The 14,468-nt window shown below is 68.1% G+C and carries 14 protein-coding genes; 11 read left to right on the forward strand and 3 right to left on the reverse strand.

All coding sequences use genetic code 11. The features are described 5' to 3' along the window. The first annotated feature begins 4 nt into the window (after positions 1–4). From ACWEQQ_RS43145 to ACWEQQ_RS43165, 5 genes are read left to right on the forward strand one after another with little or no spacing between them, the layout of a single operon-like run. On the forward strand, positions 5–982 hold the full coding sequence (locus tag ACWEQQ_RS43145) for an MlaD family protein (protein ID WP_452352318.1): 978 nt from the start codon (positions 5–7) through the stop codon (positions 980–982). Beyond that, positions 979–1,986: an MlaD family protein gene (locus ACWEQQ_RS43150; RefSeq protein WP_452352319.1), complete on the forward strand. Its 1,008-nt coding sequence runs from the start codon at positions 979–981 to the stop codon at positions 1,984–1,986. The genes ACWEQQ_RS43145 and ACWEQQ_RS43150 overlap by 4 nt, the downstream gene beginning before the upstream one ends. Then, positions 1,983–2,942 carry an MlaD family protein gene (locus tag ACWEQQ_RS43155; protein WP_452352320.1) on the forward strand — a complete coding sequence of 320 codons (960 nt, stop codon included), beginning with the start codon at positions 1,983–1,985 and terminating at the stop codon, positions 2,940–2,942. The genes ACWEQQ_RS43150 and ACWEQQ_RS43155 overlap by 4 nt, the downstream gene beginning before the upstream one ends. A gap of 39 nt (positions 2,943–2,981) precedes the next feature. Then, on the forward strand, positions 2,982–3,572 hold the full coding sequence (locus ACWEQQ_RS43160; protein ID WP_452352321.1) for a hypothetical protein: 591 nt from the start codon (positions 2,982–2,984) through the stop codon (positions 3,570–3,572). Positions 3,573–3,605: 33 nt separating this feature from the next. After that, a complete protein-coding gene (locus tag ACWEQQ_RS43165; RefSeq protein WP_452352322.1) occupies positions 3,606–4,841 on the forward strand; it encodes a DUF445 domain-containing protein in 1,236 nt (411 codons plus the stop codon). Positions 4,842–4,888: 47 nt separating this feature from the next. On the opposite strand, the gene ACWEQQ_RS43170 is transcribed toward ACWEQQ_RS43165, so the two are convergent. Beyond that, positions 4,889–5,902: an AraC family transcriptional regulator gene (locus ACWEQQ_RS43170; RefSeq protein ID WP_452352323.1), complete on the reverse strand. Its 1,014-nt coding sequence runs from the start codon at positions 5,900–5,902 to the stop codon at positions 4,889–4,891. Positions 5,903–5,993: 91 nt separating this feature from the next. On the opposite strand from ACWEQQ_RS43170, the gene ACWEQQ_RS43175 reads away from it, so the two are divergent. The 6 genes from ACWEQQ_RS43175 (at position 5,994) to ACWEQQ_RS43200 (ending at position 13,492) form a co-directional block, all read left to right on the forward strand. Next, entirely contained in the window at positions 5,994–7,496 is a 1,503-nt protein-coding gene (locus ACWEQQ_RS43175) for an aldehyde dehydrogenase family protein (protein WP_452352324.1), read from the forward strand. Then, positions 7,493–9,136, forward strand: a complete 1,644-nt coding sequence (locus ACWEQQ_RS43180; RefSeq protein ID WP_452352325.1) for an AMP-binding protein — start codon at positions 7,493–7,495, stop codon at positions 9,134–9,136. Before ACWEQQ_RS43175 ends, ACWEQQ_RS43180 begins: the two co-directional genes overlap by 4 nt. Further along, entirely contained in the window at positions 9,133–10,635 is a 1,503-nt protein-coding gene (locus ACWEQQ_RS43185; RefSeq protein WP_452352326.1) for a flavin-containing monooxygenase, read from the forward strand. Before ACWEQQ_RS43180 ends, ACWEQQ_RS43185 begins: the two co-directional genes overlap by 4 nt. After that, positions 10,632–11,069 (forward strand): SRPBCC family protein, encoded by a 438-nt coding sequence (locus ACWEQQ_RS43190; RefSeq protein WP_452352327.1) that lies wholly within the window; start codon positions 10,632–10,634, stop codon positions 11,067–11,069. Before ACWEQQ_RS43185 ends, ACWEQQ_RS43190 begins: the two co-directional genes overlap by 4 nt. 123 nt (positions 11,070–11,192) lie before the next feature. Then, a complete protein-coding gene (locus ACWEQQ_RS43195; protein WP_452352328.1) occupies positions 11,193–12,587 on the forward strand; it encodes a wax ester/triacylglycerol synthase family O-acyltransferase in 1,395 nt (464 codons plus the stop codon). Between the two features lie 2 nt (positions 12,588–12,589). Beyond that, a complete protein-coding gene (locus ACWEQQ_RS43200) occupies positions 12,590–13,492 on the forward strand; it encodes an SDR family oxidoreductase (protein WP_452352329.1) in 903 nt (300 codons plus the stop codon). Here the strand turns inward: ACWEQQ_RS43200 and ACWEQQ_RS43205 are convergent. Together ACWEQQ_RS43205 and ACWEQQ_RS43210 are read right to left on the reverse strand one after the other, a co-directional pair. Continuing rightward, positions 13,477–13,749, reverse strand: coding sequence for a cytochrome C oxidase subunit IV family protein (locus ACWEQQ_RS43205; protein ID WP_452352330.1), 273 nt, complete (start codon positions 13,747–13,749; stop codon positions 13,477–13,479). The genes ACWEQQ_RS43200 and ACWEQQ_RS43205 overlap by 16 nt on opposite strands. A 2-nt stretch (positions 13,750–13,751) precedes the next feature. Beyond that, positions 13,752–14,279 carry a cytochrome c oxidase subunit 3 gene (locus ACWEQQ_RS43210; protein ID WP_452352331.1) on the reverse strand — a complete coding sequence of 176 codons (528 nt, stop codon included), beginning with the start codon at positions 14,277–14,279 and terminating at the stop codon, positions 13,752–13,754. Between the last annotated feature and the right edge of the window lie 189 nt (positions 14,280–14,468).

Raw genomic sequence — 14,468 nt, forward strand, 5'->3', positions numbered from 1 at the left:
GAGAATGGCTTTCACCGCCGGCGCGGTGACGCTGACGGCGGCGGTCGCGGTCGGCACGGCGGTGACTGTGATCCGCTCCACGCACTCGGCCGACTCCGGATACTGCGCGCTCATGCCCGACGCCGTCGGGCTCTATGTCGGCAACCCGGTCACGCAAATGGGTTATCACGTAGGGAAAGTCGACCGCATCGAGCCGCAGGGCGCACAGGTACGCGTCACCTTCCAGCTGGACTCCGGGCGTTCCTATCCCGCGGATGTCAAGGCGGTGACGCGCTCGAAGTCCATCCTCGCCGACCGCAGCCTGGAGCTGGTCGGCAGCTACGGGTCGGGTGCCAAGCTGGAACGCGGGAACTGTATTGCGCTGCGGAACACCGCGACCCCCAAGAGCCTGTCCGAGATCACCGGGTCCGCAGCCGATTTCATCGATCACGTCGCCCCGGATGGGGACAACCGGTCGGTCGCGGACGCGGTCGATGGACTGTCCAGAGCGCTGGCGGGACAAGGGGGTAACACCCATCAGCTGATGATCGACGCGCAGAGCGCCATGGCCGGCCCCGACCGCATGGTCGGCGATATCGGATCGATCATCTTCGCACTCGCCCCGCTGACCGATCAGGCCGTGGCGAACTGGGGCGCCATCCGCCACATCGCGGAGGTGCTGCCGACCGATGTCACCAGCCTCACCTACGGGGCGTGGCCCGGCGTCGACGGGCTGATCCGCGGCATGGGTCCCCTGATCCAGATGCTCTACGAGATCCAGGCCCGGTACGGCGGCGACATCTGGCCGCTGGCCGACCGCGCGGCCGACGCCATCCACTTCGCCGCCACCCGTGCGGAAGACATTCGCGGATTCCTTGCCGTGCTGCCAGGCGTGGCCGCGTTCCTCGGCAATACCGCCAAGGGCGATGGCGTGCGCTGGCAACCCCCGACGGTGAACGGCACGAACGTGCTGGATCTGACGCTGGCGAAGGAGAACAAGTGACGACCGGGATCGGCCCCAAGGCCGTGCTCGCCGCCGCGGTGCTGGTCTCGACGGTGCTCGCCGGCAGCTCGTGCGCGATCGACCCGAACCGGGTGCCCCTGCCGGGCACCAGCATCGGCGACGGATACGACCTGACGCTCGAATTCACCAGTGCCATGAACCTTCCCGACCGCGCGAACGTCATGATGGACGGCCTGCGAATCGGTCAAGTGCTGTCGACACAGCTGACCGGATCGGCGGTGCGGGTCCGGGCACGCATCGCGGCGGACACCCGGATTCCCGAGGACACCACCGCGATCATCCGGCAGGACACCGTGCTCGGCGACACCTACGTCGGGCTCGAGCACGGCCACGACGCGGCCCCGACCGGCTACCTGTCCGCGGACGCGGTCATCCCCGCGACCCACACCACCGCGCCACCGCAGCTCGAGGACGTCATGGCGGTGCTGGCCAACTTCATCAACGGCGGCAGCATCCAAAAGGTCCAGAACACCCTGATCGGAGTCAACAAGGTGATGCCGGCCCCGCCCGACGTCTCGCGGATGGCGAGCACGGTGTCCACCGACCTGCAGGACCTGGCCGCACAGAACTCCGAAATCGACCGCCTGCTCGCGCAATTGAACGCCACAGCGGAGTCGGTTGATGCGAGCGGGCCCCAGCTCTCGGCCATGCTCTCCGACCCCGCCGTGCACTACTGGTTCCGGATCAACGATGGCGTGCTGAAGTATGTCGGTACCCTGCTGCCGTCCATCGGCACCATTTTCCAGGGCGGGCAGTGGTTGATCCCCCTGCTCGAGTCGCTCGCGTCGGGCGTGACCGCGGCCCGCTCCACCGCGGAGAACGTCCCCGCGGACCTCACCGCGATGTCCGGCTTCCTCAACGGCACCCTGCTGCCCTTCCTGCGCAATCCGTCGGTGAACGTCGACTCGGTCCGCACCCGCGACGGCGGCGACATCACGCCGGCATTCGCCGATATTCTCCGAATTCTGGGGGTCCTGCGATGAATTGGCGCACTCCCCTGTCACTGGGCGGGCTCTGCCTCATCGCGGCGAGTTCGGTGCTGTACATGAATGTGCTGGGACTCGGCCTGGAACCCTCGCCCTACACGCGCGACGCGACGCTCACCGTGCCGGATACCGTCGGCCTGGCCGTCGGATCGAAGGTGCTGCTGCGCGGGGTGCCGATCGGTGAGATCGCCGGCCTGAACCCGAGCGTGAACGGCGTCGAGGTGCGCTGGAAGTACAACGGGGACTACGCGATTCCGGTCGGTAGCAAGTTCCGGATCGACAACCTGTCCGCGCTCGGCGAGCCCTACCTGGCCGTGCTGCCGCCGTCACCGGGCGGTCCGTATCTGGCGAACCATGCGTCGGTGCCGCCCGCGAATGTCACGGTGCCGACCACCGTCCAGGAACTGTCGGCGCGGCTGACCCGCTTGATGGAACAGATCCACCCCGATCAGCTACGCGCCATCATCTCCGAACTCGATATCGCGCTCCCCGACCACGGACTCGTGCTGGTGGACCTGTCCCGCGCCTGGTCGTTGTACGAGCAGATGGTCACCGCGCGCCAGGACGACCTCTCCGTGGTGCTGGACAAGTTCCAGGCCATGCTGGCCGACAGCGCCTGGCTGCCGGGCGGCCTCGCGGGCGCCTCGGTCGATATCCGCAAGTTCGGCGTCGATATGGGCACCTGGCTCAATCATTCCGCCGACGACGTCCGAACCGCCCCGTTTCCCGAGGGCATCAGCGAGGGCGCGGGCCCGTTCATCGACGAGGTGCAGAAGTTCCTGGACAAGGCCGCCCCCGGGCTGCGGGTCCTGGCCGTCACCACCATGCCCGCGATCCGGGCGGGCGCCGCGGCCATCCGGACCCTCGATGTCTCGAACCTGCTCGACACCGCGATCCGCGACAGCGCGGGCGGCGCACTCAGCGTGCCCGTCTCGATAGCCAGCGGCAACTGAGAACAGCTGCCGTACAACCACACCCACAAGGAGACTCCGATGTTGAAGGAAGCAGACCGGACCGACGAGGACGCGCCCGAGCAGACGGTCACGCCCCCACGAGCCGCCGCCGGGCCGACGATCAAGGTCAGGACACTCGCGATCGGCGCCGGGATCACGTGTCTCGTCGCGAGTTCCGCGTTCTTCGCCTGGCAGGCGCACTCGAAATCCCAACAGGTCAGCGCACTGCACAGTGCCGATGCCGACCGGGCACACGCTGAACAGGTCGCACTCGACTACGCCGTCGGCGCGGCGAACATGGACTTCAAGGACCTGAACTCCTGGCAGACCAAGCTCACCGCCAACACCACCCCGGACCTGTCGAACAAGCTCAAGCAGGCCGCGGGCTCCATGGAACAGATCATCACTCCGCTGCAGTGGACCTCGAGCTCGACCCCCATCGTGGCCAAGGTCCGCTCGGAATCCCACGGGCAGTTCGCCGTTGACTGCTTCGTCAGCGTCCTCACCAAGAACGCGCAGGCCCCCGACGGCGTGCAGTCGACCGCCACCTACCGCCTGACCATCGACAAGAACGCCAACTGGGTGATCACCGAGGTCGGCGGCATCGATTCCGCGCTGACCACCAAGTGATTTCACCGCAGGGGATATTGGCGGGGAGTGGCGTTGGGGTTCTTGCACGAGGTGCTGCGCGACGTCACGCAGCACTCGACGGTCTATGCCGCCATGCCCGCGATCGCGGCGCTGATCGGATACGGCACCAAGCTGGTGGCGGTGGAGATGATGTTCCGCCCCATCGAATTCATCGGAATACCACCGTATCTGGGGTGGCAGGGCATCATTCCGCGGTACGCGGCGCGGATGGCGTCGATGGTGGTGGATCTGGCCCTGGCGCGGATCCTGGATCCGAAGGAGATCCTCACCGGCGTGGACACCCGGGCGGTGGTCCACGAGCTGCGCGAGCCGGTGCACGAGATGGTCGAGGAGTTCGCGCCGGACTTCGTCCGGATTCTGCATCCGGCCGTGTGGGACGCGATGCCCGGCGGAATGCGGGACGCGGTGGTGCGCCGGATCGAGGACACCCTGCCCGAGGTGCTGGACAAGTTCCTCGGTGAACTGGGTGACCACATCGATCTGGTCCTCGATCTGCGGGCACTGGCCATCGACGCCCTGACCCGCGACAAACGCATGACGGTCAAGTTGATTCGCATGATCGGTCGCAATGAGATGCGGTTCATCGTGCGCATCGGCCTGCCGTTCGGGCTGGCCCTCGGAGTGGTACAGGCGGTGGTCTGGGCGTTGACGCATTCGGTGTGGATCATGCCGTTGTTCGGCGCGTTCACCGGCTTGTTCACCGATTGGCTGGCCCTGCAGATGATCTTCCGGCCGATCCGGCCGGTGCGCGTACTGGGCCTGTTCACCTGGCAGGGCCTGTTCCACAAACGCAGGTCCGAGGTCACCCGCGACTACGCGGCGCTGATCGGCGAGGAAGTCCTGACACCGGTCACGATGTTCGACGCGCTGCTTACCGGTCCGCGCTTGGATCGCTTTCTCTACTTGGTGGACAAGCAGATTCGGGATTCGGTTGCCGAGGTCGCCCGGCCCGTGCAGCCGCTGCTGGTGCTGGCCGTCGGCGGCGAACGCTATCGGCGCTTCCAGCAGGATGTCGCCGGGGTGGCCGTGGCCGGGATGCGGGAACGCGCCGACCGCCTGGGCGGATACGCGAACCAGGTGCTCGACCTGCCCGAATTGCTGCGCGGCAAAATGGATTTGATGACCGACGACGAGTTCGAGGGACTGCTGCGGCCAGCCTTCAAACAGGATGAATGGAAGCTGGTCACCGTCGGTGCCCTCCTCGGCTTCCTGGTCGGCGAACTCCAGGTCCATCTCCTGCTCAGCTGATGTATTCGCGACCGGGGCACCGGAAGACGGCGGTCGGAGGCTGTGCGTCAACCGCGCGCGGCGCGGGCGAAGCGGCCCGGGGTGGTTCCGGTCCAGCGGGTGAAGGCGTGGGTGAAGCCGGAGGCGTCGGCGTAGCCGAGGCGGCCGGCGACGTCCTCGACGGTCGCGCCGATGCTGAGTAGTTCCTCGGCCAGCATCTGCCTGGTTTCGTCGACCAGTTCGCGGTAGCTGGTGCCCTCCTCGTCGAGGCGGCGGCGCAGGGTGCGCACGCTCATGCGCAGTCCGGCGGCGACCTCGTCCTGGGAGGCGTGGGGGCCGTACGTGATGAGCGCCGATCGCACCCGGGCGCCCAGGCCGGTGCGTTCGCGGCGGCGTTGCAGCAGTTCGCCGCATTGCCGTTCGGCCAGTGCCGCGGTGTACGGATTGGCTTGCGGCATGGGCAGATCCAGCGTGTCGGCGCCGACGGTCAGCCGGGTCACCGGGGCGTCGAAGACCGGTTCGCAGCCCAGCAGGTCTCGGTGCATCGCCGCGTACGCGGGTTCGGGGTACGCGAGTTCGACGCGATCCAGCGGCCGTAGCTGCCCGAAGGCGTCGCGATCGGCGCTCGCCACGCAGGCCACGTCACGCTCGATGAGGAAGGTGCGCACCGCTTCGGGGACCCGGGAGGTGTCGAGGACGATATCGATGCCCGTCTCGTGTTCGACGATGCCCCAGCCGAAGAACGAGCTGCCGATATCCATGTGGGAGATGGCGGTGCGCAGGGCGGCGCGCACGGTGGCGCAGCTGATCACAGCGAAGGCCCAGATACCGTGCGTCGCAAGGTGATAGCGGCTCCCGACGAGCAGGCCCAGGCCGGGAACGTCGCCGCGGGCCGCCACGATATTGCCGACCATCTGGAGTTCCTGGCGGGCCTGGATCTCGGCCTCGACATCGCGCAACGCGGCCGGGTCGATCCCGGTTCCGCGCAGGATGTCGCCCAGTTCCATGCCGTGTTCGAGGGCGACGTCGGCCAGGATGACCGCGCTCGCGATCGAGCGCGGTGGCAACAGCGCCTCGGTCATGCATCGATGGTGACCGCCCTGGCCGAAATTCACAAGTACTGGCCGCCGATCCCATGGATCGCGGACGGCAGGATTCCTAGCCTGATTCTCAGTGCGCCGCCTTTCCACTGGAGGACTCAATGACGAGACATCGCAACCGCGCGGCACGACCGAAGGCGGTGCAATCGTGACATCCGACGTTGCCGACGTCCCGAAGCTGGTGTCGGAACTTCGTGCCGCACAACCGGCTTGGGAGAACCTGGGCGTCGAGGCCCGGGCCCGCTGGCTGCGCCGGTGGGCCGACTGGCTGCTCGACAACCAGGAACGCATCGTGGCCGCGCTCGCCGCCGACACCGGGAAACCGGTGGTGGAAGCCCGAATCGAATTCACGGTGCCGGTCGACCTGGTCAAGTACTCCGCCCGCCATGCCGGGCAGTGGTTGCGGACCGGGCATCCCGCGCCGCCGAACCTGCTGAACCTGATGAAGAAGACCACCGTGGCACACCGGCCGTACCCGGTCGTCGCGGTGATCACGCCGTGGAACTTCCCGCTGGGATTGTCGCTGTGCGACGCGATTCCGGCGCTACTGGCCGGCGCCGCGGTGGTCGTGAAACCGGCGTCGGCGACCCCGAACAGCGTCATCGGCGCCATCGAGGGCTGGGAGCAGATCGGCGCGCCGCCGGTGTTCCGGGTGCTGCACGGGCCCGGATCCAGTGGCTCGGCGCTGGTCGAGGAGGCCGACTTCATCCAGTTCACAGGGTCGACCGAGGTCGGCACCACGATCGCGAAGCGGTGCGCCGAACGGCTGGTCCCGTGCGGGCTCGAGCTGGGCGGCAAGGATCCGGCGATCGTGCTGGCGGATGCCGATCTCGACCTGGCGGCCCGCGGCATCGCGTGGGGCGCACTGGCGAACGCGGGGCAGATGTGCACCTCGGTGGAGCGGGTGTATGTGGAGTCGGCCGTGTACCCGGAGTTCGTTTCCGAGCTGTCCGCACACGTCGGTTCGCTGCGCCGCGGCGCCGATGTCGGTCCGCTGGTGACCGACGACCAATTCGATATCGTGCGTGCGCATCTGGACGACGCGACCGCCGCAGGCGCCCGGATCGCCGCCGGCGGCGACACCGATCGCGAGTCGCGCTGGGTACAGCCGACGGTGCTGACCGGTGTCGATCACACGATGGCGTGCGTGCGGGAGGAGACCTTCGGCCCGCTCATCCCGGTGATGCCGGTGGAGAACGCGGAAGAGGCCATCGCACTGGCCAATTCGTCGCAGTACGGCCTGTCGGCGAGTGTATGGACCCGCGACGTGCGACGCGGCCGCGCGATCGCCGCCCGGCTGGAGGCCGGCGCGGTCAATATCAACGACTCGCACGCCAATGTGTTCTTCTTCGCCGCGCCCATGGACGGCTGGAAACAGTCCGGGCTGGGCGGGCGCTTCGGCGGCGCGGAATCCGTGCTCCGCTACTGCCGTCCGCAGACCGTCACCGCGCCCCGGGCACCGCTGCCCTATCAGCGCTACCTGTTGTGGTTCCCCTACACCGGAACCGGAGCCGCGGTGCTCGGCCGGGTTATGCGCGCGCTCGCCGCGACCGGACGACGGAGGTGGGGCTGGTGACCCGCACCCCCGATACCGTCCCTGCCCCGGTGCGGCAGCTGGTGGAGAAGGTCGCCGCGGCGGCGCTGCTGCACCGGACCGGCGTCATCGACCTCACCCGGCCCGATCGGCTGCGGCGGCTGGCGGCCGCCAACCAGTGCTACGGCCCGCAGGCGTCACTGATCATGAAGGCGGCGGCCGAACACCCCGAGGCGCTCGCCGTGGTCGACGAGCGCGGCGCCCTGACCTACCGGGAGCTCGACGAACAGTCGAACGCGCTGGCGTCCGCGCTCGCCGCTTCCGGCCTGCGGCCCGGCGCGGTGGTGGCGGTTCTGGCCCGTGATCACCGCGGACTGCTGCTGGCCATCAGCGCGGCCGGGCGCGCGGGCCTGCGGCTGGCCATGATGAACACCGGCTTCGCGAAGCCGCAGTTCCTCGAGGTCGCGCTCCGGGAGCGGGTGCGGGCCGTGCTGCACGACAGCGAATTCACCGGCCTGCTCGAGGAACTGCCGCTGCCGAGGTACCTGACCTGGGTCGAGGACGGGCACGAAGTCCCGGCCGGGTCCGAGACGATCGACGACCTGATCGCCCGCGGCGATCGCCGCCCGCTGCCTCCTCCCCCGCGTCCGGGCGGCTTCGTCATTCTCACCAGCGGTACCACTGGATTGCCGAAAGGCGCTCCGCGAACGAAGGTTTCGCCGCTGCTCAGCGCCACCTTCGTGGACCGGATCCCGTTCCCCCGCCGGGGCAGCGCCGTCATCGCCTCGCCGCTGTTCCACAGCACCGGATTCGGTATGTGGACGGTGAACACCGCGCTGGCCAATACCGCGATCACCATGCGCCGCTTCGACGCCGAGGCAACCCTGGCGGCGGTCGCGGCCCATCGGGCCGAGATGCTGGTGCTGGTCCCGACCATGCTCAACCGCATCCTCGACCTCGGGGCGCACACCCTGTCCCGGTACGACCTGCGGTCGCTGCGCGCGATTGTCGTCGCGGGTTCCGCGCTGGCACCGGATCTGGCGACGCGCGCCCTCGACGCCTTCGGCGATGTGCTCTACAACCTGTACGGCTCCACCGAGGTGGCCATCGCGGCCGTCGCCCAGCCGGCCGAGCTGCGGGTGGCGCCCGGCACCGTCGGGCGGCCGCCGATCACCACCGAGGTCGTGCTGTTCGACGACGCGGACCGGCGCATCGACGGCCCGCACACCATCGGCCGCGTCTTCGTCCGCAGCGGAGCGCCGTTCGAGGGCTACACCGACGGCCGCCACAAGCGCGTCATCGACGGCTACATGTCGACCGGCGATGTCGGACATTTCGACGACGACGGACTGCTCTACATCGACGGGCGCGACGACGACATGATCGTGTCCGGCGGCGAGAACGTCTACCCGCTCGAGGTCGAGAACCTGCTCGCCGCGCTGCCCGGGGTGACCGATGTCGCGGTCGTCGGGGTCGAGGACCGTGACTTCGGAAAACGGCTGCGCGCCATCATCGTTCGCGGCCCCGAGACCGAGCTGGACGCCGACGCGGTCAAAGCGCACGTGAAAGCGAACCTGGCGCGCTACAAGACGCCCCGGGACGTGATCTTCGTCGAAGAACTTCCCCGCAATGCCACCGGCAAGGTGCAACGTCGCATCCTGGAGGAACTGGACCTCTCATGAACACCAATGAATCATCCACCGGCGCCCGGCCATCCGTCGCGATCATCGGGTGCGGCTTCGGCGGCCTGGGCGCGGCGATCGAGCTGGAGCGCCACGGCATCACCGACTACACCGTCTTCGAGAAGAGTGACGGCGTCGGCGGAGTATGGCGGGCCAACCACTATCCGGGCGCGGCCTGCGATGTGCCCTCCCCCACCTACTCGTACTCGTTCGAGCTGGAGACGGAGTGGTCGCAACGCTTCGGCACGCAGGCCGAGATCCGGGCCTACCTCGAGCGGTGCTCCGTCAAATACGGTGTGGCGCACAAGATCCGGTCCAATACGGAGGTGACCGCCGCCGCCTTCGACGAGCCCAGCGGGCGCTGGCGGGTGACGCTGGCCGGCGGCGAACAGCAGTGGTTCGACGCGTTGATCTGCGCCACCGGGCAGCTTTCCCGCCCGAAGATCCCGTCATTGGATGGCGTGGATACCTTCGCGGGCAAGCAGTTCCACTCCGCCGAGTGGGACGACTCGGTGGATCTGACCGGCAAACGGGTCGCGGTCGTGGGCAGTGGCGCCAGCGCGGTGCAGCTGGTGCCCGCCATCGTCGACCGGGTCGAAAAACTGCACGTGATTCAGCGCTCGCCCAACTGGGTCGGCAACAAATGGAATCATCGGACCTCGCCGTGGATCCGGCGCGTGCTGCGCACCGTGCCCGGGTTGGCCCGCGCCCAGCACAACATGGAATGGCTGTGGTACGAGGCGCGGGTTCCACTGATCCACAACTGGTTCGACCCGCTGCGCGGGGCCATGCACGCCTGGCTGCGATTCAAGATTCGCCGCGAGATCTCCGACCCGGACCTGCGGCGCAAGGTGACGCCCGACTACAAGGTCGGCTGCAACCGGGTGCTGCTGTCCAACGACTGGTACCCGGCGCTGGACCGAACCCACGTCGAGGTGCACACCGAAGCCGTTGCGCGCGTCACACCTTCGGGACTGGTGCTCTCCGACGGATCGACCGTCGAGGCCGACGCCATCGTGTGGTGCACCGGGTTCACCGCCACCGAATACCTCGCGCCGATCGACATCACCGGACGCGACGGCCGCAAGCTGCACACCGAATGGAAGTCGGGTCCCGAAGCGTACCTGGGGATTTCGGTGTCGGGATACCCGAATCTGTTCATGATCTACGGCCCGAACACCGGCTCCCTCACCAATACGATCATCTTCCTGCTGGAGAAGCAGGCCCGCTACGCGCGCCGGGCCATCGAGATCAGCGTCCGGCTGGGCCGGTGGCTCGACGTGCGCCGCGAGGTCCAGGACGACTTCAACCGGGAACTCCAGCACCGCCTGTCCGGCACCGTGTTCACCAGCGGATGCCCCGGCTGGTACCACACCGAAGCCGGCAAGGTCGTCGCCGTCTGGCCCGGCTCCCACATCGCCTACGCCCGCGCCACCGCCCAGGTCGATCTGGCCGCCTACCACGTCGGCGACAACGCGATCGAGAACGTGCGGGCATGAGGGTGTGCGCGTTTCGGGAGACGACCCTGCCGGTGCCGGTGATCTGGGAGGTGCTGACCGACCACGAGGGCATGTCCACGTGGCTGCCCGGCTTCGGCGCGCACTTGGAGCGGCCGGGCCGGACCGTGCGCAACGGCGTCGGCGCCGTCCGCCGGATCGGCCTGCCCGGCATCGGGGTCCGCGAGGAGATCACCGGCTACGAGCCGCAGTGCCGGCTGTCCTACAAGGCCCTGTCCGGCATCCCGCTGCGGCACTACCGTGCCGAGGTCCAGCTGACCGGCGACGGCTCCCACAGCGCTGTCACCTGGTCGGCGATGTGCGAAAACCGTTCCTGGATCGTCGAATTCGCTATGAGACTGTTGACACGGCTGCTGCTGGGGGCACTGCTCCGCACGGCCGCGCGGCGCGCCGGGCAGGTGAGGACCATGCCCTGACGGCCGCGTCACCGTCCTGTTCCGACATCAAATTTCATACAGAGCACTGCTGAACAACGACGTTCCGGCTGTTGCGGTCATCCGACCGAGGAAATCGGTCGACCAATCAGTTGAGGGGACTGAATGGAACGTCATCGCTCACACCCGTTCGCCACCCGGCTGCACCTGTTCGACGCCGGCTGGCTGTGGCTGGAGTCCGATTCGAACCTCATGCACGCCTCGATGCTTGCCGTCTGCCGCAAGCCCGAGGGGTGCGAGGAGGACTTCGTACCCCGGCTCGTCGCGAACCTGCGCAGCCACCGTGCGCCCGCGCCGCCCTACGACGTCCGGCTGCGACCGGCCGCACGCGGGCTCGCCTGGCCACGCTGGGAATCCGTCGACGTACTCGACACCGACCATCATGTGCGTTACCTGAGCCTGCTCGACGGTGACGGCCTGCTCGACGTCGTCTCACGCCTGCAAGGCATTCCGCTGGATCGCGCGACCCCGCTGTGGACCGTGCACGTCATCGAGGGTTTCGACGACGATCATTTCGCGGTGTTCGGCAAGCTGCATCACGCCATCGCCGACGGGGTGACCGGGGCCGAACTGCTGCGGCGGTGGTTCTCCGAAGATCCGGCCGAGACGGCGAAACCGCCTGTGTGGTCGATGCGCCCGCCTCGCGGCGTACGGCAGGCCGCCGCGAGCCGGTCGAGTCGCGTGCTGGGCCCGGTCGTGTCGGCGGGCCACCTGATCGCATCGATACCGGCCATGGTCCGCGCCGCCCGCGTCTCGCCCACCGGCTCGGCCACCCGGCCCTGGACCGGCCCCAGGACGGCGCTCAACTCCGTCATCGACGCCGAACGACGCATCGCGACACGGTCTTTCGAGATCGACGAGTTCCGCGCCGTGGCCCAGGCCGTCGGCGGAACCATCAACGATGTCCTGCTCGCGGCCTGCTCCGGGGCGCTGCGCGGATATCTCACGGAATCCCGCGCGCTACCGGAAACCCCACTGGTGACCAATATCCCGATCTCGATCCGGCACCGCGCCCACTACGAGCACGTCGGCAATGCCATCACCTGGGCGCGCATTGCCCTCGGCACCGACACCGCCGATCCCGGGCACCGCCTGGAGTCGATCGTCGCGGCCACCCGGGCGGTGAAGGCGCGACTGTCCCGGCTGCGCGGTCCCGCGCTCACCGCCTACACGCTGCTGGTCACCCTCCCGATCCTGCTCGAGCACCTGCTGCGGCTCGGCGGACGCGCCCGGCCCCTGTTCAATGTTCCGGTCTCCAACGTCCCCGGACCTGCGAATCCGCTGTACCTCAACGGATCCGAGGTGGTGAGCCTGCACGCGATGACCGTGCTCTACAACGGCCAGGGACTCAATGTGGTGTGCCTGTCCTACGGCCGCCGGCTGGAGGTCTGCTTCACCGCCTGCCCGGCCGCGGTACCCGACGTGGACCGGCTGGCGGCGCTGTGCGACCAGTCGTTCACCGAGCTGCGCCGTCTGTACCTGCCCCGCAAAGAAGGATGACCATGTCGATCTCCCTGACCGGACGCGTCGTAGCGGTGACCGGCGGCTCCCGCGGCATCGGATACGCCATCGCCCGAGCCTTCCGAGACCACGGCGCGAAGGTCGCCATCGGAGCCGTGAACCAGACCCAGCTGCACACGGCCGCAACCGAACTCGGACTCTCCTGCTATTCGAGGCTGGATGTCGCCGATCCGGCATCGTTCCGTGCCTTCCTCGACACGGTGACCCGCGAACTCGGGCCTCTCGACGTGCTCGTCAACAACGCCGGGATCATGCCGATCGGGGCCCTGCTGGACGAATCCGACGAACTCACCCGGCGCACCCTGGAAACCGATGTCCTCGGCGTCATCACCGGCACCAAACGCGCCCTCGAACTGATGATTCCGCGCGGGCGGGGGCATGTGGTCAATATCTGCTCCGTCATGGGCCAGGCCGCCCTGCCCGGCACCGCCACCTACAACGCCTGCAAGGCGGCCGCCATCACCTTCACCGACGCGGTCCGGCTGGAGCACCGCCAGACGGACGTGCGCATCTCGACCATCCTGCCCGGCGGCGTCGCCACCGAACTCGTTGCGGGCCTGGATTCGACCGTCTCCCTTCCCGTTCCGGGCACGACCCGCCGCATCCCGCTCATCAAGGAGGTGTCACCCGACGCCGTCGCAGACGCGGTCGTCCGCACCGTCGAGCGCGATGTGTCGGCCCCGCGCGTGTACGTCCCAAAAATCGCCGGGCCCTTCCTTACAGCCCAGCGCCTCCTGCCACGCGGAGTCGGCGAAGCACTGAATCTCCTCCTCGGAGGCGAAAATGCCTGCAACGCCGACCAACTGGCGCGCCGGGACTACCAAGGCCGGATCAACCCGGCCCAGGCCCGGCAGGACGCGGCGGCGAATCAGCCCAGCAGGTAGAACCCGGCCAACAGGCTCAGCAGAATCGCGCAGTAGCCCTCTAAGAGGGCCCGCAGCGAAGTCGGCGCCGTTCGCAGTTCCATGAAGGACAGCCCCACCAGGCGGACCTTGAAAACCGCGACCACGAAAATCGCGAGGCTCGATGGAACCTGGTCGGCGCCGACGCCGTCCGACGATCCCAGCGCCCACGCGGCGACGGTCAGCGCGACAAGTACCGCCCAGACAACTGTCGCCCTCGTTCTGACCACCGTGCGCATGCTCACCTCACCAGAAAAACAAGCGGGAAAATGACTATCCACAGCAGATCGACCATGTGCCAGAAGCAGCAGCCCCCTTCGAAGAACATCAACTGGGATGCGGTCGGTGCCGGCTTGCGGGCGAGCTGCGACAGCACTACCAAGACGCCAAGACCGATGATCACGTGAATCAAATGCAGTCCGGTGAGCGCGAAGTAGTACATGAAGAAGGTGTTGGTGGCCGGTTCGATCCCGGCCGAGAGCTCCGCGCGGTACTCGATCGCTTTGATGATCACGAACAACCCGCCGACGGCGGCGCCGATGAGCGTCAACCGGCGAGCCAGCCGGCGGTGCGTCTCACTGCGGATGGCCCGCGCGGCCAATACCACACACAGTGAACTGGTAAGGAGCACAAGGGTATTGACCGCGCCGAGACCGCGGTGGAGATATTGCTGGGAATCGGCGAACAGCTCGGGCTCGGCACGCCGCTGCGCAGCAGGTTCTCCGCGCCGCCTTCCTAACAAGTCAAGGTCTGGACTGTCGACGATCACGCGGGGGAACCGATTCGGCTCGTGCACCCCAGCAGGATCACCGCGGTCGCCACCATCGGTGTCGAGGGCCAGCCGTGGGGGGGGGGGGGGGGGCCCCCCCCCCCCCCCCCCCCCCAAAAAAAAAAAAAACAGAAGCCGGCCCCCCCCCCCAAGCAAACCACCACAGCCACCACCCCCCACACCACCCCA

This window comes from Nocardia sp. NPDC004123 (assembly GCF_053603795.1).

Coding starts and splice junctions, on each gene's coding strand:
- ACWEQQ_RS43145 (WP_452352318.1), top strand. CDS start 5: ATGGCTTTCACCGCCGGCGCGGTGACGCTGACGGCGGCGGTCGCGGTC.
- ACWEQQ_RS43155 (WP_452352320.1), top strand. CDS start 1,983: ATGAATTGGCGCACTCCCCTGTCACTGGGCGGGCTCTGCCTCATCGCG.
- ACWEQQ_RS43160 (WP_452352321.1), top strand. CDS start 2,982: ATGTTGAAGGAAGCAGACCGGACCGACGAGGACGCGCCCGAGCAGACG.
- ACWEQQ_RS43170 (WP_452352323.1), bottom strand. CDS start 5,902: ATGACCGAGGCGCTGTTGCCACCGCGCTCGATCGCGAGCGCGGTCATC.
- ACWEQQ_RS43185 (WP_452352326.1), top strand. CDS start 9,133: ATGAACACCAATGAATCATCCACCGGCGCCCGGCCATCCGTCGCGATC.
- ACWEQQ_RS43190 (WP_452352327.1), top strand. CDS start 10,632: ATGAGGGTGTGCGCGTTTCGGGAGACGACCCTGCCGGTGCCGGTGATC.
- ACWEQQ_RS43195 (WP_452352328.1), top strand. CDS start 11,193: ATGGAACGTCATCGCTCACACCCGTTCGCCACCCGGCTGCACCTGTTC.
- ACWEQQ_RS43200 (WP_452352329.1), top strand. CDS start 12,590: ATGTCGATCTCCCTGACCGGACGCGTCGTAGCGGTGACCGGCGGCTCC.
- ACWEQQ_RS43205 (WP_452352330.1), bottom strand. CDS start 13,749: ATGCGCACGGTGGTCAGAACGAGGGCGACAGTTGTCTGGGCGGTACTT.